Origin of the sequence: Pseudomonas sp. NPDC087615 (genome assembly GCF_044743445.1) — a bacterium.
In the GTDB taxonomy this organism is placed as follows: domain Bacteria; phylum Pseudomonadota; class Gammaproteobacteria; order Pseudomonadales; family Pseudomonadaceae; genus Aquipseudomonas; species Aquipseudomonas baetica_A.
This window is the reverse complement of the sequence record NZ_JBIUWM010000010.1, coordinates 1-16,718: the sequence shown is the minus strand read 5'-3', so window position 1 is coordinate 16,718 and position 16,718 is coordinate 1. Positions and strand designations below refer to the sequence as shown.

Annotated in this window: 12 protein-coding genes and 2 tRNA genes; 10 read left to right on the top strand and 4 right to left on the bottom strand. The window is 59.7% G+C overall.

Features of this window, described 5'->3' with window-relative positions; genetic code table 11:
* Positions 1 to 38: 38 nt before the first annotated feature.
* The gene (locus ACIOU6_RS07405) at positions 39 to 1,088 is read right to left on the bottom strand and encodes an HlyD family secretion protein (protein WP_401135063.1); all 1,050 of its coding nucleotides are present in this window, start codon (positions 1,086 to 1,088) and stop codon (positions 39 to 41) included.
* A gap of 230 nt (positions 1,089 to 1,318) precedes the next feature.
* On the opposite strand from ACIOU6_RS07405, the gene gltX reads away from it, so the two are divergent.
* The 10 genes from gltX (at position 1,319) to ACIOU6_RS07355 (ending at position 10,578) form a co-directional block, all read left to right on the top strand.
* Positions 1,319 to 2,800 (top strand): glutamate--tRNA ligase, encoded by a 1,482-nt coding sequence (gene gltX, locus ACIOU6_RS07400; protein ID WP_401135060.1) that lies wholly within the window; start codon positions 1,319 to 1,321, stop codon positions 2,798 to 2,800.
* Between the two features lie 201 nt (positions 2,801 to 3,001).
* A tRNA-Ala gene (locus ACIOU6_RS07395) sits at positions 3,002 to 3,077 on the top strand.
* Between the two features lie 80 nt (positions 3,078 to 3,157).
* Positions 3,158 to 3,233: transfer RNA gene (locus ACIOU6_RS07390), tRNA-Glu, on the top strand.
* Between the two features lie 181 nt (positions 3,234 to 3,414).
* Positions 3,415 to 3,954 (top strand): TetR/AcrR family transcriptional regulator, encoded by a 540-nt coding sequence (locus ACIOU6_RS07385; RefSeq protein ID WP_221733763.1) that lies wholly within the window; start codon positions 3,415 to 3,417, stop codon positions 3,952 to 3,954.
* Positions 3,955 to 3,984: 30 nt separating this feature from the next.
* A complete protein-coding gene (locus ACIOU6_RS07380; RefSeq protein WP_221733764.1) occupies positions 3,985 to 4,818 on the top strand; it encodes an alpha/beta fold hydrolase in 834 nt (277 codons plus the stop codon).
* 47 nt (positions 4,819 to 4,865) lie between these two features.
* Positions 4,866 to 5,315, top strand: a complete 450-nt coding sequence (locus ACIOU6_RS07375) for a thioesterase family protein (protein WP_025111177.1) — start codon at positions 4,866 to 4,868, stop codon at positions 5,313 to 5,315.
* A 159-nt stretch (positions 5,316 to 5,474) separates the two neighbouring features.
* On the top strand, positions 5,475 to 6,434 hold the full coding sequence (locus tag ACIOU6_RS07370; RefSeq protein WP_401135055.1) for a tRNA dihydrouridine synthase: 960 nt from the start codon (positions 5,475 to 5,477) through the stop codon (positions 6,432 to 6,434).
* A gap of 120 nt (positions 6,435 to 6,554) precedes the next feature.
* Complete coding sequence (locus ACIOU6_RS07365; protein WP_221733766.1) at positions 6,555 to 7,001, top strand: Hsp20 family protein; 447 nt, start codon at positions 6,555 to 6,557, stop codon at positions 6,999 to 7,001.
* A gap of 188 nt (positions 7,002 to 7,189) precedes the next feature.
* Positions 7,190 to 7,885: a DUF1266 domain-containing protein gene (locus ACIOU6_RS07360; RefSeq protein WP_221733767.1), complete on the top strand. Its 696-nt coding sequence runs from the start codon at positions 7,190 to 7,192 to the stop codon at positions 7,883 to 7,885.
* Complete coding sequence (locus tag ACIOU6_RS07355; protein ID WP_401135052.1) at positions 7,882 to 10,578, top strand: DUF805 domain-containing protein; 2,697 nt, start codon at positions 7,882 to 7,884, stop codon at positions 10,576 to 10,578. Before ACIOU6_RS07360 ends, ACIOU6_RS07355 begins: the two co-directional genes overlap by 4 nt.
* On the opposite strand, the gene ACIOU6_RS07350 is transcribed toward ACIOU6_RS07355, so the two are convergent.
* From ACIOU6_RS07350 to ACIOU6_RS07340, 3 genes are all read right to left on the bottom strand, one after another.
* Complete coding sequence (locus tag ACIOU6_RS07350; protein ID WP_401135049.1) at positions 10,575 to 12,266, bottom strand: Hsp70 family protein; 1,692 nt, start codon at positions 12,264 to 12,266, stop codon at positions 10,575 to 10,577. The genes ACIOU6_RS07355 and ACIOU6_RS07350 overlap by 4 nt on opposite strands.
* Positions 12,267 to 12,352: 86 nt before the next feature.
* Positions 12,353 to 15,631 (bottom strand): PAS domain S-box protein, encoded by a 3,279-nt coding sequence (locus ACIOU6_RS07345; protein WP_221733770.1) that lies wholly within the window; start codon positions 15,629 to 15,631, stop codon positions 12,353 to 12,355.
* A gap of 68 nt (positions 15,632 to 15,699) precedes the next feature.
* Positions 15,700 to 16,590: a LysR family transcriptional regulator gene (locus tag ACIOU6_RS07340; protein WP_221733771.1), complete on the bottom strand. Its 891-nt coding sequence runs from the start codon at positions 16,588 to 16,590 to the stop codon at positions 15,700 to 15,702.
* Between the last annotated feature and the right edge of the window lie 128 nt (positions 16,591 to 16,718).

Genomic DNA, 16,718 nt, shown 5'->3' with positions numbered 1-16,718 from the left:
CCCGCCGGGTCGGTTCGCCGACCGGACGGATCAGCGAATCACCGGCCATTGTCCGGGGCGTCTTTGATGTTCACGGTGGCGGTGACGGACATGCCCGGACGGATCTTGCCGTGCAGCGGATTATCGGCCTTGAAGGTCAGTTTCACCGGGATCCGTTGCACGACTTTGGTGAAGTTGCCGGTGGCATTGTCCGGTGGCAGCAGGCTGAACTGCGCACCGGAAGCGGCGAACAGGCTGTCGACCCGCGCCTTGATCGGCGTGTCGCTGTAGGCGTCGAAGGTCAGCTCGGCTTTCTGTCCGGGCTGCATGTGGCCGATCTGAGTCTCCTTGAAGTTGGCCTGCACCCAGATGTCTTCGTCCGGGACGATCGACAGCAGATAAGCGCCGGCCTGCACAATCTGGCCGTTACGCGCCGCGCGCTGGCCGACCAGACCACTGATCGGGGCATGAATGTCGCTGCGGGTCAGATTGAGTTCGGTCTGAGCGAGATCGGCGCGGGCGTTGGCGATCTGAGCGTCGAGGCGTTTGATTTCGGCGGTCAGTGCGTTGACTTGCTGGCGCTGGCTTTGTGCATCGGCCTGTGCCTTGGCCACTTGCGAGCGGGCGATGTGGGTGTCAGCGGAAAGGGTGGTCACACGCTCTTCGGAGACATAGCCGGGTTTGCGCAGGGTTTGCGCCCGGGACAGGTCGATCTGCGAGCGGCCGAGGGTTGCCTGGGAGGCCGCCACCTGTGCATCGCTCGAGGCGATCAGGCTGGCCTGCTGAGTCAGCTTGCTTTGGGCTTGCAGTCGCTCGGCTTCGCGAGTGGCGAGGGCGGCGTTGGCCCGGTCCACGGCCAGGCGAAAGTCTTCTCTTTCGAGGCGCACCAGCAATTGGCCTTTTTCCACATGCTGGTTGTCCTGCACCAGCACTTCATCGATGCGCGCGCTCAACTGACTCGACACGCGGGTTATCTCGCCCTGGACATAGGCGTTATCGGTGCTTTCATAAAAGCGCCCCTTGAAAATCCAATGGGCGAAGAAGCCCCCAGCGATCAATAGGACCAACAGCAGTAAAATCAGCAGGCGACGCTTGAGTTGGGCAGGCATGGGCAAACTGTAGTCGAGGAATTGTAAGGAAAGTTATCAGCAGGCGAATCTGGCATACAGTCGATAAGCGGTAAATGCCATCCGCTGATATTCGGCCATTCACCACGGCTTACGGGCATTCCAGGCGCAAACTTGGCTTAAATGCCCTGCCCGCTGGAGCGGGGCGGGTGTCGCCTGTTACCATTCGCGGCTTGATTGTTCTTTGCTTTTCATTCTTTTCGAGACATGCCATGACCACCGTCCGCACTCGCATCGCGCCATCGCCTACCGGGGACCCCCACGTAGGTACCGCTTACATCGCATTGTTCAACTACTGCTTTGCCAAGCAGCATGGCGGTGAGTTCATCCTGCGCATCGAAGACACCGACCAGTTGCGTTCGACCCGCGAGTCCGAACAGCAGATATTCGACGCCCTGCGCTGGCTCGGCATCGACTGGAGCGAAGGCCCGGACGTCGGCGGCCCGCACGGTCCATATCGCCAGAGCGAGCGCGGCGACATCTACCAAAAATACTGCCAGCAACTGGTCGACATGGGGCATGCGTTCCCGTGCTTCTGCACCGCTGAAGAGCTGGATCAGATGCGCGCCGAGCAAATGGCTCGCGGCGAAACCCCACGCTACGACGGCCGCGCACTGCTGCTGTCCAAGGAAGAAGTCGCGGCCCGCCTGGCCGCTGGCGAACCCCACGTCATCCGCATGAAAGTGCCGAGCGAAGGTGTTTGCGTGGTGCCGGACATGCTGCGTGGCGATGTCGAAATCCCGTGGGATCGCATGGACATGCAAGTGCTGATGAAGACCGACGGCCTGCCCACGTACTTCCTCGCCAACGTGGTCGACGATCACCTGATGGGCATCACCCACGTACTGCGCGGCGAAGAATGGCTGCCGTCGGCGCCAAAACTGATCCTGCTTTACGAGTACTTCGGCTGGGAACAACCGGAGCTGTGCTACATGCCGCTGCTGCGTAACCCGGACAAGAGCAAGCTGTCCAAGCGCAAGAACCCGACCTCGGTGACGTTCTACGAGCGCATGGGCTTCATGCCGGAAGCGATGCTCAACTATCTCGGTCGCATGGGCTGGTCGATGCCTGACGAGCGCGAGAAGTTTTCGTTGCAGGAAATGGTCGACAACTTCGACCTCAAGCGCGTGTCCCTTGGCGGGCCGATTTTCGACATCGAGAAGCTGTCGTGGCTCAACGGCCAGTGGCTGCGCGATCTGCCGGTAGAAGAGTTCGCCAGCCGCTTGCAGACCTGGGCGTTGAACCCGGAATACATGATGAAGATCGCGCCGCACGTGCAGGGCCGTGTTGAAACCTTCAGCCAGGTCGCACCGTTGGCCGGGTTCTTCTTCGCCGGCGGTGTTAATCCGGATGCCAAGCTGTTTGAATCGAAAAAGCTCTCGGGTGATCAGGTTCGGCAGTTGATGCAGTTGATTCTGTGGAAGCTGGAAAGCCTGCGTCAGTGGGAGAAGGACAACATCACCGCGACGATTCAGGCAGTGGTCGAATCCCTTGAACTGAAGCTGCGCGACGCAATGCCGCTGATGTTCGCGGCCATCACCGGGCAAGCGAGTTCGGTGTCGGTACTCGACGCGATGGAAATCCTCGGGCCGGACCTGACCCGTTTCCGCCTGCGTCAGGCGATCGACCTGCTGGGCGGCGTGTCTAAGAAAGAAAACAAAGAGTGGGAAAAGCTGTTGGGCGCTATCGCCTGATTGCGTTTGACGCTGCAGGAGGCGCCGAAGGCCGGGATCGTTTGATGCCGGCCTTCGGCGTTTTCCCCAGATATACGGGGTGAGGGCGGTAAGTGGTTGTTATGTCGGCAAAAAACTTTGAAATATTTTAAAAATAAGTTTGACAGCCCTCTGATGCGCCATTAAGATTCGCCCCGTCCTCAGCGATGACATCAACGATGAGGGGCTATAGCTCAGCTGGGAGAGCGCCTGCATGGCATGCAGGAGGTCAGCGGTTCGATCCCGCTTAGCTCCACCAATTTTACAGCTCATGGTCTGGCCACACCGGCCGTGAGTCGATCAGCTCTCAGCACTGATCAGTTGTATAGAAGGGTTTGTGTCCCCTTCGTCTAGTGGCCTAGGACACCGCCCTTTCACGGCGGTAACAGGGGTTCGAGTCCCCTAGGGGACGCCACGATTACCCGCTCTGCGGGATTTATAAGGGTCATTCAATTATTGAATGGCCCTTTTGTTTGTCTGGCGTTTGGCCAATTCTCCTTTTTCCTTACACTGTGCTTCAGACCAGCGGTCATATCCTCGACTTGCAGAATATTATTATGAGAATAATATTCTCGTCGTAATATTCGGAGGCAACGATGAACGATAAAAAAGCTCAAACCCGCGAACGCATCCTCAAGGCTGCCAGTGCCGCGCTGATCCAGCGCGGCCCGGCGGACCCAAGCGTGGGCGAAGTGATGGGCGCAGCCGGCCTTACCGTCGGCGGTTTCTATGCGCACTTCGAAAGCAAGGACGCAATGATGCTGGAGGCGTTCAAGCAATTGCTCGGTCGCCGCCGCGACTTGATTGCCGATATGGACACCGAACTGACCGGTGAAGAACGTCGCGCACTGGTCGCTGCGTTTTACCTGTCACGCAAGCACCGTGATTCGAGTGAAGCGGCATGCCCGATTCCCGCCTCGATCGGTGAGTTGGGTCGTTTGCCGGACTCGTTCCGCCTCGCGTTGAACGAGCACCTGGAATTGATGATCGCGCAGTTGGCGTCCAGCCCTGAGGACACCGACAAAGCCTTGGCCGATGTGGCCTTGATGGTGGGGGGGCTGGCGCTCGCGAGGGCGCTGGGCCCGGGAGATTTGTCCGATCGATTGCTGCGCGCTGCCAAGTCGGCGGTGCGTTGACCTGAAGGCAACAAGCCTGAGGAGAGAGCGATGAACACGTTGAAGTGGGTTCGTGGCGTTAATGGCACCTTGGGCTGGATTGCACCGAAACGAGTGGCGAGCAAAATGCGTCTGGCGTTCATGACGCCGCGAGCCTTGCCTCTGCGGGATTGGGAGTTGCCGCTGTTGGCCAATTCCGAACGCATCACGTTGCGCTTCGGCCTGTCAGCCCTGCGCTGGGGCCAAGGCCCGACCGTTTTGCTGATGCACGGCTGGGAAGGGCGGCCAACCCAATTCGCCGCGCTGATCACCGCGCTGGTCGAGGCCGGTTACACGGTCGTCGCACTCGATGGCCCTGCTCACGGCAGATCGCCAGGGCGTGAAGCCAATGTCGTGTTGTTCGCTCGCGCCATGCTTGAAGCGGCTGCCGAACTGCCGCCACTGCAAGCCGTTATTGGCCATTCCATGGGGGGCGCCAGTGCGATGCTTGCCGTGCAACTGGGCTTGCGCACCGAAACCCTTGTCAGCATCGCTGCTCCCGCCCGAATCCTGGGTGTGCTGCGCGGGTTCGCCCGTTATGTCGGCATGCCGCCCAGAGCGCGTTCGGCATTTATCCGTCAGGTCGAGCAGGATGTCGGTATGCGCGCCGCCACGCTGGATGTCGCCCATTATCAATTGGATATGCCCGGTCTGATCGTGCATGCCGAAGACGATAATTTCGTCTCGGTCAAAGAGTCTCAATGGATCCACGAAGCCTGGTTCGACAGTCGTCTTCTGCGCCTCGAAAGCGGTGGTCATCAGCGCGTGCTGGCCGACCCTCGGGTAATTGATGGCGTGTTATCGCTGTTGGCCGGCCGCAGCCTTCAGGCACGGCAATCGGCCTGAGCATCCGTTACACTGCCCCGGTTGAATCATCTGACCGGGAGTGGGGCATGGGCTGGGATCGAGCAACGCCGTTTACCATTGATCTGCAAGTAGGCGCTGAGGACATCGACGGGCTGGGCCACGCAAACAACGCGGTCTACGTGACCTGGCTCGAGCGCTGCGCCTGGCGCCACTCGCAGCGTCTGGGGCTGGACCTGGTCGAGTATCGGCGGCTGGATCGGGCGATGGCGGTGGTGCGTCACGAAATCGATTATCTGGCCGCCGCCTATGAAGGCGACGAATTGCAATTGGCAACCTGGATTGTCGATTGGGATCAGCGCCTGAAAATGACCCGGCACTTCCAACTGATCCGTCCGAGTGACAACACCACGCTGCTTCGCGCGCAGACCACGTTCGTCTGCATCGAGCTGTCCACCGGCAAGCCCAAGCGCATGCCGGCCGAGTTCATCGAGGGCTATGGCCCGGCGATCCAGTCTCTCGAGTCAGCGAATATCTAAATGTGGGGGGCGGGCTTGCTCGCGAAGGCGTCGTGTCAGTCAGCATTCATTTAGCTGATCCACCGCTTTCGCGAGCAAGCCCGCTCCCACAGGGATCTGCGATTTCTTGCGATATCCAGTAAACTGCCGCACGTTTTTTATTCAAGTAGTGTTTTTCCCATGCAAATTGCTCTGGCGCCCATGGAGGGGTTGGTCGACGACATCCTTCGCGACGTGCTGACCCGCGTTGGCGGCATCGACTGGTGCGTGACCGAATTCATTCGGGTCAACGATCAGTTGCTCACCCCGGCCTATTTCCACAAGTTCGGCCCGGAGCTGCTCAACGGAGCGCGCACGGCGTCCGGTGTGCCTTTGCGCGTCCAGTTGTTGGGTTCCGACCCGGTGTGCCTGGCGGAAAACGCTGCACTGGCCTGTGAGCTCGGCTCCGAAGTGATCGACCTCAACTTCGGCTGCCCGGCCAAGACCGTCAACAAATCCCGCGGCGGTGCGGTGCTGCTCAAGGAGCCCGAACTGCTCAACCAGATCGTCGAGCACGTGCGTCGCGCCGTGCCTGCGCATATTCCTGTCACCGCGAAAATGCGTCTGGGCTTCGATAGCCCGGACGGCTCGCTGGTCTGTGCCACGGCATTGGCTGAGGGCGGCGCGGAGCACATCGTGGTTCATGCCCGGACCAAAATGGACGGCTACAAACCGCCGGCGCATTGGGAGTGGATTCCGCGCGTGCAGGACGTGGTCAAGGTGCCGGTATTCGCCAACGGCGATATCTGGAGCGTCGAAGACTGGCGCCGCTGCCGCGAAATCAGTGGCGTGGAAGACATCATGCTCGGTCGCGGCCTGGTTTCGCGCCCGGATCTGGCCAGGCAGATCGTCGCTGCACGGGCTGGTGAGGAAGTGGTCGAGATGACCTGGGCCGAGCTGATGCCGCTGATCCAGGACTTCTGGTTGCAGGCAAAAGCGCAGATGACCGCGCGCCAATCGCCGGGCCGTCTGAAGCAATGGCTGGCCATGTTGACGCGCAATTATCCCGAAGCCACCGAGCTGTTCACCGTCCTGCGCCGTGAGACGGAACCGGATCATGTCTCGCGTTTGCTGGGTCTGCCGGTCGCCGAAGCGGCCTGAAAAAATCTGCAAATAATCTCTTGAAATCAAATCAGCGGTCCCTATCTAAGGGTTACGCGATGCCGAATTCGGGTCGCGGAGACATAAAACCTTGCTGATTGTTTTCAGGAGATTTGAACCATGAGTACTGCATTTTCCCTCGCGCCACTTTTCCGTTCCTCGGTAGGCTTCGATCGTTTCAACGACCTCTTCGAAACCGCCCTGCGCAATGAACCAGGCAGCACCTATCCACCCTACAACGTGGAAAAACACGGTGACGACCAATACCGCATCGTCGTGGCGGCAGCCGGTTTCCAGGAAGACGATCTGGAACTGCAAGTCGAGAAGGGTGTGCTGACCGTCAGCGGCGGCAAACGTGACGCCAACGAAGGCGTGACCTTTCTGCATCAGGGCATCGCCCAGCGTGCCTTCAAGTTGTCCTTCCGCTTGGCCGATCACATCGAGATCAAGGCTGCCGGCCTGAGCAACGGTCTGCTGAGCATCGACCTGTTGCGGGTGATTCCGGAAGAGGCGAAGGCCAAGCGCATCCCGATCAACGGGACGCAAAAGCCGGCTCTGCAGCACTGATTCACTTGCGGACACACATTGTCTGAACAGGCGCTGAGCCGTTGAACGAAGGCCCCGATACGTCGGGGCCTTTTTTTGTCGGTACAGGAAAACCACGGTTCGACTTTGCCGCTTGCAGCGGTTTCTCTACAATCCGCCGCAGTTTTGCCGACCACCATCCTTCATCGGTCGGCCTGGAGCCTTTTTTCATGGACGAGATTCAACAGCGCTGGCTGTGCGCCCTGTCCGCGCCAATGGCAGCGCTCAACACCGGTGCCGGCTACGACGACCCCGCGTTCTGCAACGACCGTTACATCGACCTGAAAGACAGCTGGGGTATCGATGATCGGCGGCAATTGCTCGACATGCTCCAATGGATGACCGACGACGGCCATGCCAAGCACCTCAGTGATGCCTACCTGGCGTGGCAGCGTTGTCTGCCGAGTGAATGGCGGGCATTGCTCGATGACCTCTCGCCCCGTGAGCGCATCCTGCACGAGTTTGCCAGTCGCACGTTCGGCAGTTGCGGGCCGGGCGGAATCTTGTCCTGGGACTACGGGCGCATGGGATTTCTCTTGCGTTGTGGTGTGCGCAATCAGTGGATTGATCTGGCCGAGAGCAATTGGCTGCACAGTCGCTTGGCCATCCGGGCGAAATTTCACTACGACAGCTGGATGGCTTACTTCAATGGCTTTGTGGTGGGGCGTACCTTTTGGTGCTGCCTGAACACAAGCGACGATGAGCTGGGCCAGGCGCTGGATCGGCAAGGGGACAGCGCCCATAACCTGCGGATTGCCCGAGGCCTCGCTCAGAACATCCCGCACTTTCTGGTCGACCTGTCCTGGCACATGGAAATTGATCCGCCGCCTCGTCCGGCATCGCTCAAGGAGTTCGACTGGTCATGAGTTGCTGGATACGTTTGGGCATCGAGCCTACGACTGACGAAAATCTGATTCGCACGGCCTACCGCGCGCGTCTACCGGCGCATCACCCGGAGACTGATCCCGAGGGTTTTCAGGCGCTGCGCATGGCCTACGAAAATGCCCTGCGTATGGCCCGTGAAGACGAGGAGGAAGAGCCCGAAGAAGCGTTCGATGCGTCAGAGTCAGAGGTCGTCGAGGTCCCGCAGGCGTTCGTGGATTTCTGCGAGCTGCTTGACGATCCCGCGCGACGATTCAATTTCGAGGCGTGGCAGGCATTTGTCCGGGCACTGGATGAGTTGTCGCTGGAAATACTCGATGACCTCAGTTGGGGGTTGTACCACCGGATGGCTGACGCCGGTCCGTTGTCCTACCGCTGTGCGAACCTTTTGGCCAAGCGTATGGCCTGGGATCAACAGCTGCTGGATCTGGCATTCGACGAAGCACGACAAGTGGAAGCCTTTCTGCAGCGGATCAAAACGCCAGACCCGTTCGAAACGGATCTGATGAGCACTTGGTCAGAGGCTGCACAGACCGAGTCGTTGTGGTACGCCCGTAGCCTGGACTTCATCTTCACTCAGCGCCCACTCCATGAATTCGCCGATTTCGCCCGTCAGCACACGTGCCTGCCGTTGCCGGATGATGCGGCGTTTCTCAAGCGTTTGCAGGTGCAGTTCACGCAGGCGGGAATCGACGGACCGACATTTTTGCAGTGCTGTGTCGAGCAGCAGCTTGCAGCACCTGATGATGTCGACTGGCTTTACCTGTTGGCCTGTCAGAGCAGTCTTATGGGGCGGGACGATCAGGCATTGCCGTGCTGGATCCGGCTGTGGAACGAGCATCGTCATCCAATGGCTGAAAGTCGTCTGCTGGAATTATGCGGCAAGCGCCAGCCGACTTTTCTCCCTCTGTTGATTCAGGCATTTGATTGTCCGCAGAACTTCTCTGACTGGTCTGCGGATCTCGCGGATGACTGCCAAGTGTATGGCAGTCCGTCACAACGCCCCGAGACGCTGAATCGTTGGCTGGGTGTCGGACGGTTAACGCTTGATAGCCTGGCGCAAAGTTTTGTTGATTGGCGCATGACAGGCGATGAACTGCCATTGATCGCGCAACTGCTGGGCGAAAATGCCGACAGCCGATTGCTTAATCTGTACCGGCACGCGTGGGCACTCCATCGCGGTGATTCGGCTTTGCTGCAGCAGATTGTGAGTGCGCCGTTCCCGATCGATGCCCTCGAAAGTCTGGTGTTGCGCGGATTCAAATATCAGGCTGAGCAGCATCTGCGCTGGTTGGGCGAGGCGCCGATGGCAACGGCCATGTGTACGTTCAGTGGCGCTGATTCAACTGCGCGGCAATTGCCCGAGGTGCTGAAAAAAGGCGAGCCGCATAAGGTTTGTCGTCTGTGGCTGCGTCGCTTGCGACCCTACAACGGCACCGCGCTGGAGCGCATTGCCCAAGCATTCAAGTTGAGTGCCGTGAAAGACGACTGTGACTTGTCCGAACTCGACTTGATTCTCCAGTTGAGCCGTCGCGCGATCGTGTTGCCGCCGGTCGGGCTGGGGGAGGCCGCATGGGAGTGGCACGCTCAGACCTTGTTTCTGCTGGCGTTGCTGGAACAACCCGAACGCTGGCTGCAATTGATTGATGCGCAATGCGTTGAGCGCCTGCCGTTCAATCCTGCTCATCCTCTGAGTCGACTGCAGCCTCTGTTGCGGCGTTTGCAGCGTGAGCAAGGCAACTGCGACGGTTTACTGGGATGGCTGCAAGGAAACGATCCGGTGCACGGCTTGTTGGTGCAGCAATTGTTCAGCGTACAGCAGGCCCTCGATAGCGCCAGATTGCCTGCCAATGCCCTGCTATACACCTGCATCGAAAGCGACCGTACCGGGTGTGGCGACGATCTGCTGGGGTTACTGATGTTCTGGGGCGTGCTCTATCACGACCCGAGCCTGAACGCAGAGCAGCATCGTGCCTTGCTGCAATCCATCGCGGCTGTCAGTTGTGAGGACGAATGGTTCGAAGGTTTTCGCGACGGCTTGATCAAGGGCGAGCCGGTGTGGCCGCCGCGCAAGGTATTGACCGATTTCGGCGTCGATAAACTGCTTGCGTATGAGGCGTTGGATGCGCTCAAGGGCTTGATTCGTTATGGCGCTGCCGGTGTGCCGAAAACGCGAGTACTGCGCCAGTTGCAGCAGGGCAAGGATGACATGCAGAACAGCGTCGGCTTGCGCCTGGCGCTGTGTGCCTTGCTGTCCTGGTCAGAGCGTTTGCTGCTGGCCAAAAGTGATATTCAGCCGGTGCCGGCGCGTGCGATCTGGCGCCTGGGATCGCGGCTGGGGCGCAAGGCTTTTATTGCTCAGGTTCTGGGCTGTGTGGTGATTGCGCCCGTGGCGGGTCTGATCAGTGGCACCACGGTCTCTGGCATTCTTATCCTGTTGCTGGGTGTTCTGTTGTTATTCGGCGCCATTCTGCGCCGTCTGCACGACATGGGGCGAGGCATTCCCACGTTGCTGATATTCATGGCGTTGACACCGGTCCTGCCATTTTTGCCGTTGGTGCTGTTCGGCTTTCCCGGTGACAAGTTGCCCAACCGCTATGGGGTGCCGCCAGACAGCGCGGGTGACGAGATGCTGTCCGGCGGCCTTCAGGTCGCTCTGCGGCGATTAAACGGCTAGAGGCGCAGTTGATCCAGCGACTTGTTGAGCTCTGAGCGGTGGCTGGCAATCTCGGACGGTTGCTGGCCGCCGAGCACCGTTGTGAAGCTGTGCAGCCACTCGGCAATGCGTTCGCGCTCTGTGCCGAGGCTCTGCATCCATGCTCGCTCCAGGCGGGCCAGCAAGGTGCGGTTGGGCAGAGCATCGCGTGGATGGACTTTAAGTGTGGACAGTCGGTTATGGCTGTCTCTGCGCGCTTGCTCGTCCAGGCCCGTAGGGCTGCGGTCGATGCTGTGGCTGTGGCGTTCGCCGGTCTCGAGCAGCGTGACGTCGACTTCGAGCAAACCATTGATGTCATAGCTGAAGCGCACGTCCAGTTCCTGAATGTGATCGCTGGGGGTCAAGGTGACATCGAAAGCATCAATGAGGATGTTGTCGCGTACCCACGGCCGTTCACCCTGATAGACGGCGATGCGGATCGCCTCCTGCCGGGGATGGGTGGTGTGATAGCGTTCCACTCGTGACGTCGGAATGATGGTATTGCGTTCGATGATCGGCGAAAAAGCACCCTCGATACCATTGCCGCGCATAGTTGCGATGCCCAACGTATACGGACAGACGTCCGTCAGGATCAGCTCTTCAATGGCCCCATCGCGTGCCTTGCACGCTGCTTGCGTTGCCGCACCCAGCGCAACGATCGTATCCGGATCAAGATGCCGATAAGGCAGGCGCCCAAATAGCGTGGCGACCATTTGCTGCACCGCTGGCATCCGCGTAGCGCCGCCCACCAGCACCAGGCTGTCGAGGTCGCGGGGTTTCAGTCGGGCGTCGCGCAGGGCTTGTTCGATCGGTGCGCGCAAACGGCCGAGCAGTGGCTCCCAGATCTTCACCGCAGCGGTTTCGTCCAGCGACCATTCAAACGTCTTGTCGGCATGACGCCAGCTCAATTGCTGCGTGCCTTCGCCGAGTTTGCATTTGAGCTGTTCGAGCGTATCGCCGAGGCTGGCCATGCCTTGCGCATCGATCATTGATGGCGTCAATTGCCAGTTTTTCAGGCAGGCCTGCAACAGCGCAGCGGTGAAGTCTTCGCCACCGAGAAAGTTGTCGCCCGTGGACGCATGCACTTCGATCAACGGCAGCGCATATTCCAACACTGTGACATCAAAGGTGCCGCCGCCCAGATCGAAGATCAGCGTGCGTTCGAATTTCTGCTCATGCAGCCCATAGGCCATGGCGGCAGCGGTCGGCTCATTGATCAGGCGTGTAACGGACAGTCCGGCCAGCTCCGCAGCAAACAGCGTGCGTTTGCGCTGCTCGTCACTGAAGTACGCCGGCACGGAAATCACCGCTTCTGAGACCGTGTGGCCAAGAAATGCTTCGGCGTCCTGCTTGAGCGAGCCGAGCACCAGTGCCGACAACTCTTCCGGGCTGAACTGACGATTGCCAAGCTGGACTTGTTTGTCGCTGCCCATAAAGCGCTTGAAAGCCGCCGCGGTACGTTCCGGGTGGGTGGTCAGTCGGGCGCGGGCGGCTTTGCCGACCAGAATCGTGTCGTCCTCATCGAGGCTGACCACCGAGGGGGTCAGCACGTCGCCGAGGGCGTTGGGAATCAACCGGGCCTGACCCTCCTGCCAGACGGCGATCAGGCTGTTGGTGGTGCCAAGGTCAATGCCCAGCAGGGCCGGGCGGGGAAGGGTTGCATCCTGCATGATAGATCTCGAAACGGCGCAAAAAACGCGACCCTACAGGTTGCTGTCAGCACTGGCAATTGCCGCTCTGTTGCAACCTGCGCGCTTCATGGCAGCAGCTTTTTCAAATCCTCCAGCGGCAGCGGCCGACTGTGCAGGTAACCTTGATACAAATGGCAGCCCAGGCCTTGCAGGAATGCCAGTTGCTCGGGGGTTTCCACGCCTTCGGCAATCACTTCCAGTTGCAGGCTGCGAGCCATGGCGACGATGGCACGGATGATCTCGGCGTCGTTTGGGTCGGTGGTTGCATCGCGGATGAACGACTGGTCGATTTTCAGCGTGTCCACCGGCAAGCGCTTGAGGTAAGTCAGCGACGAATAACCCGTACCAAAGTCGTCCATGGCGAAGCTCACGCCGAGTTTTTTCAAGCGACGCATTTTGCTGATGGTGTCTTCCAGGTTCTGGATGACGATGCCTTCGGTGATTTCCAGTTTCAGCAGCGAGCAGGGCAGGCTGTGGCTGGCCATGCTGTGTTCAATGCGCTCGACAAAGTCGTTCTGCCGGAACTGCCTGGGGCTGATGTTGACGCACAGGCTGAAGTTAAGCGGATCAACCAGTTTCAGGGTGATCAACGCTTTGAATGCCTCGCAGGCCTCGTCGAGTATCCAGGTGCCAACTTCCAGAATCAGGCCGCTATCCTCCAGCACTTTGATGAATTCGGCGGGAGACTGTGCGCCGAGTTCCGGGTGATTCCAGCGTACCAGCGCTTCGGCGCCGATGATGCGGTTGTCCCGAGCGTCGATCTGCGGTTGAAAATGTACGTTGAATTCGCCGCGAGACAACGCCAGGCGCAAGTCGGTCTCCATGCGCAGTCGTTCGCTGGCGGCTTTCTGCATGGTGTGGTGATACATCTGCGTGGTGTTGCGCCCGGAATCCTTGGCCCGGTACAGGGCAATGTCGGCGCGTTTGAGCAGGTCGGTCGGGGTCGAGCCGTGGTCAGGAATCAACGCCACGCCAATGCTCGGCGTGACTTGCAGGCGCTGGCCGTCGAGGAACATCGGCTCCGATAGCAGTTCACGGAGCGTGTCGGCCAGTTCGCGCACCTGAGTGCTGACTTCACTGCGCGTGCCTTCCAAGCCGCTGAGCAGCACTACGAACTCATCGCCGCCCAGACGGGCGACCGTGTCTTCCATGCGTACGCTGGCTTCGAGGCGGGCGGTGATGATCTTCAGTACCGTATCGCCGACCGGGTGGCCGAGCGAATCGTTGATGTGCTTGAAGTGATCCAGATCGAGAAACAGCAACGCGCCACGCAAATTGTGGCGTTTGAGCAAGGCGATCTGCTGGCTCAGGCGATCCATCAGCAGAGCGCGATTGGGCAGGTTGGTCAGCGGATCGTGGTAAGCCAGGTGGCGGATTTGTGCTTCAGCGTTTTTCAGCAGGCTGACGTCCCGAGCGGTGAGCAGCAGGCACGCGGTTTCATTCAGGGTGATGGGTTCGACCGAGACTTCTACCGTCAGCAATTCCCCGCGCTTGTTGCGCCCGAGCATTTCCTGGTGATGCACGCGGCCCTTGATCTGTAATTCGGCAAGCAACGCCGAGCGCTGTTTTTCTTCGGCCCAGATGCCCACCTGATAGGCGGTTTTGCCCACGACTTCATCGGCGCGATAACCGGTGAGGCGACAGAAACCGTCGTTGACCTCCAGATAGCGCCCGGTATCGCGCTCGGTGATGGTGATCGCATCGGGGCTGGAGTGAAACGCCTTGGCAAACTTCTCTTCGCTGGCTTTGAGCGCCGCTTCCGAACGTTGCTGCTGGGTGATGTCGCGCAGCGTGGTGACGATGCACGGTTGATTGCCAACGCTGATCTGGCGACTGGAAATCACGCAGGTCAGCGATTGGCCGTCCTTGTGCTGGACGATGATCGCCACATTGCTCAAGCCCTGTTCGCGGATCACCCGTTCGATACGTTGCAGGCTTTTCGCCGAAGCATCCCACAGGCCGATCTCTTCGGCGGTGTGGCCAATGATATCAACGGCGCTCCAGCCGAACGTTTGGCTGAAGCTTGAATTGATCTCGATGAACTCGCCGCTGTCCTGGCGCGTAACGCAGATCGGATCGGGGCTGACCTGAAAGAGCGTGGCGAATTTCTCTTCCGACGCGACCAGTCGTTGCTCGCGCTCGACCTGGTCGGTGATGTCCAGCAACGTGCCGGCCATGCGCAGCGGGGCGCCGTTTTCGTCGCGATAGAGGCGCGCGCGGCTTTCCAGATAGCGTGAACTCCCGTCCGGGAGCTGTACGCGGTACGTCAGTTGATAATTGCCCGCCGGGCCTTCGCGCAGGCTGCGGTAGGCATCGCGCATGCTGTCGCGCTCTTCGCCGGGCACGCCTTCGAAAAACTCGTCGAACGATTCATGAAACGGTTTCGGCTCCAGGCCGTGCAATTGCGCGGCCCGCGCCGAGCCGTACAGCATGCCGCTGGGGATGTGCCAATCCCAGGTGCCGAGTTGTGCCGAGTCCAGCGCCAGGTCGAGGCGTTCCTGGCTGTCCTTCAATGCGTGTTCGGCGGCTTTGCGTTCGGTGGTGTCCAGGAAGGTGCTCAGCAGATACGGCTGGCCTTCGAGTTCGACTTTCTGCGCGCTGAGAATGCCGTCATGGACCTGACCGTTGCTGGCGCGAAACTGCACTTCCATGCTGATCAGCTCGCCCTTGGCCTTGGTTTTCTTCACCAGTTCGGCCCGTTCCTCCGGACGCACCCACAGGCCTAGTTCCAGCGTGGTGCGGCCAATCGCGCTCTGCACCGGCCAGCCGAAGAGGCTTTCGAAATACTGGTTGGCTTCGCTGATCAGGCCGTCTTCCTGACGCGTCAGTAAAACCATGTTCGGACACAGGTGAAACAGCGTGGCGAAACGTTTTTCCGAGCTGCTCAGGGCCTGTTCGCGTTGCCGTTGGTGGGTGATTTCGCGAATCACCCCGATCATTCGGGGGCGGCCGTTTTTGTCCGGGAGCAGACTTCCGCTGACCTCCAGCCAATGGAGGCTGCCATCGGGCCAGCGTATGCGGTGATGCATCGCCTGTTCCAGCGGCGCTCCGGCGATCACCGCGTGGAAGGCGCGAACGGTTTTTGCCCGGTCTTCCGGTGGCAACAGGTCAAGGTATTCGAGGTCTTCCGGTAACGGCTGGCGCGGATCGAAACCGAACAACGCCTGCGTCCCCCGCGACCAACTGATCTGCCCGCGTTCGATGTCCCAGTACCAAGCGCCGAGCCTTGCGCCATTGAGCGCGGCCAGCAATTGCGGCGCGCTCTCCCAGCTCTGCTCGGAATGACGCGGGTCAATGGCTTGAATGCGCGGCATCGGCGGAATTCGGTCAACAGACTTGGGCATCGTTAACGGGCCTTGAGCTGATGGTGGCGTTAGGCACAGGGACAGCGGCTCTATAGGAGTAGCACAAGTTAGCCAAGAGTCCCTGGCAGATCGATTTGTGCGTCCAATAAAGCCATAAATGCTCTTGCCGCATTCGATAGCGTCCGTTCGGTGTGCAAGATATAGCCTAGCTGGCGGCTGAGCTGTATGCCCGGCAATGCGATGCTTGCCACCTGTTCATCGAGCATGGTGCGCGGCAAGACGCTCCAGGCAAGGCCGATAGAAACCATCATCTTGATGGTTTCCAGATAGTTGGTGCTCATGGCGATGTTCGGCGTCAGCCCTTGGGCCTCGAACAAGCGCTGCACAATATGGTGTGTGAAGGTATTTCCGCCGGGGAAAACTGCCGGATGACGGGCAATGTCCTCAAGGCTGATGGGGCCGTTGCTGATCAGCGAGTGTTCCGGGGCGACGACAAAATCCAGCGGATCGTCCCAGACAGGTGTGGCCTTGACCAGCGAATGAGGCTCGGGCGCCAGGGTGATGACCGCCAGTTCCGCGCGCCCGTGGAGGATTTCCTCGTAGGCCACTTCCGAATCGAGGAACTGAATATCCAGCGCGACCTGTGGGTAACGGCGGGTGAACTCTCTTAATAACGGTGGCAGGCGGTGCAGGCCGATGTGGTGACTGGTGGCCAGGGTCAGGCGGCCGCTGACTTCGCCGGTCAGGTTGGTCAGGGCGCGGCGGGTGTCGTCCAGCACGTTGAGGATCTGATAAGCCCGTGGCAGCAGGGCGCGGCCGGCCTCGGTCAGGCCGACTTCACGGCCCAGTCGGTCGAACAGGCGAACCTTTAATTGCTGCTCCAGTCCGGCAATGCGCTTGCTGATGGCCGGTTGCGTCAGGTGCAGGCGTTCACCGGCGCCGGAGAAGCTTCCAGTCTCGGCAATCGCAATAAAAGCGTTGAGGTTGGCCAGATCCATGTTCGTATTCCAGTTGGTTATCCAAAGCATAAAAAATATGAATTTGAGTTATTTAATCTAACCCCATAGGATCGGCCTCACAAGCCAAAGGGTTATTGATAAGCCCAGGGCATAGAAACTAGCTGATG

What these genes read in the sequence shown, in the direction of transcription:
- ACIOU6_RS07380 (WP_221733764.1), top strand. Translation starts at nt 3,985, where the DNA reads ATGAACACGTTGAAGTGGGTTCGTGGCGTTAATGGCACCTTGGGCTGG.
- ACIOU6_RS07385 (WP_221733763.1), top strand. Translation starts at nt 3,415, where the DNA reads ATGAACGATAAAAAAGCTCAAACCCGCGAACGCATCCTCAAGGCTGCC.
- ACIOU6_RS07355 (WP_401135052.1), top strand. Translation starts at nt 7,882, where the DNA reads ATGAGTTGCTGGATACGTTTGGGCATCGAGCCTACGACTGACGAAAAT.
- ACIOU6_RS07365 (WP_221733766.1), top strand. Translation starts at nt 6,555, where the DNA reads ATGAGTACTGCATTTTCCCTCGCGCCACTTTTCCGTTCCTCGGTAGGC.
- ACIOU6_RS07350 (WP_401135049.1), bottom strand. Translation starts at nt 12,266, where the DNA reads ATGCAGGATGCAACCCTTCCCCGCCCGGCCCTGCTGGGCATTGACCTT.
- ACIOU6_RS07360 (WP_221733767.1), top strand. Translation starts at nt 7,190, where the DNA reads ATGGACGAGATTCAACAGCGCTGGCTGTGCGCCCTGTCCGCGCCAATG.
- ACIOU6_RS07345 (WP_221733770.1), bottom strand. Translation starts at nt 15,631, where the DNA reads ATGCCCAAGTCTGTTGACCGAATTCCGCCGATGCCGCGCATTCAAGCC.
- ACIOU6_RS07405 (WP_401135063.1), bottom strand. Translation starts at nt 1,088, where the DNA reads ATGCCTGCCCAACTCAAGCGTCGCCTGCTGATTTTACTGCTGTTGGTC.
- ACIOU6_RS07340 (WP_221733771.1), bottom strand. Translation starts at nt 16,590, where the DNA reads ATGGATCTGGCCAACCTCAACGCTTTTATTGCGATTGCCGAGACTGGA.
- gltX (WP_401135060.1), top strand. Translation starts at nt 1,319, where the DNA reads ATGACCACCGTCCGCACTCGCATCGCGCCATCGCCTACCGGGGACCCC.
- ACIOU6_RS07370 (WP_401135055.1), top strand. Translation starts at nt 5,475, where the DNA reads ATGCAAATTGCTCTGGCGCCCATGGAGGGGTTGGTCGACGACATCCTT.
- ACIOU6_RS07375 (WP_025111177.1), top strand. Translation starts at nt 4,866, where the DNA reads ATGGGCTGGGATCGAGCAACGCCGTTTACCATTGATCTGCAAGTAGGC.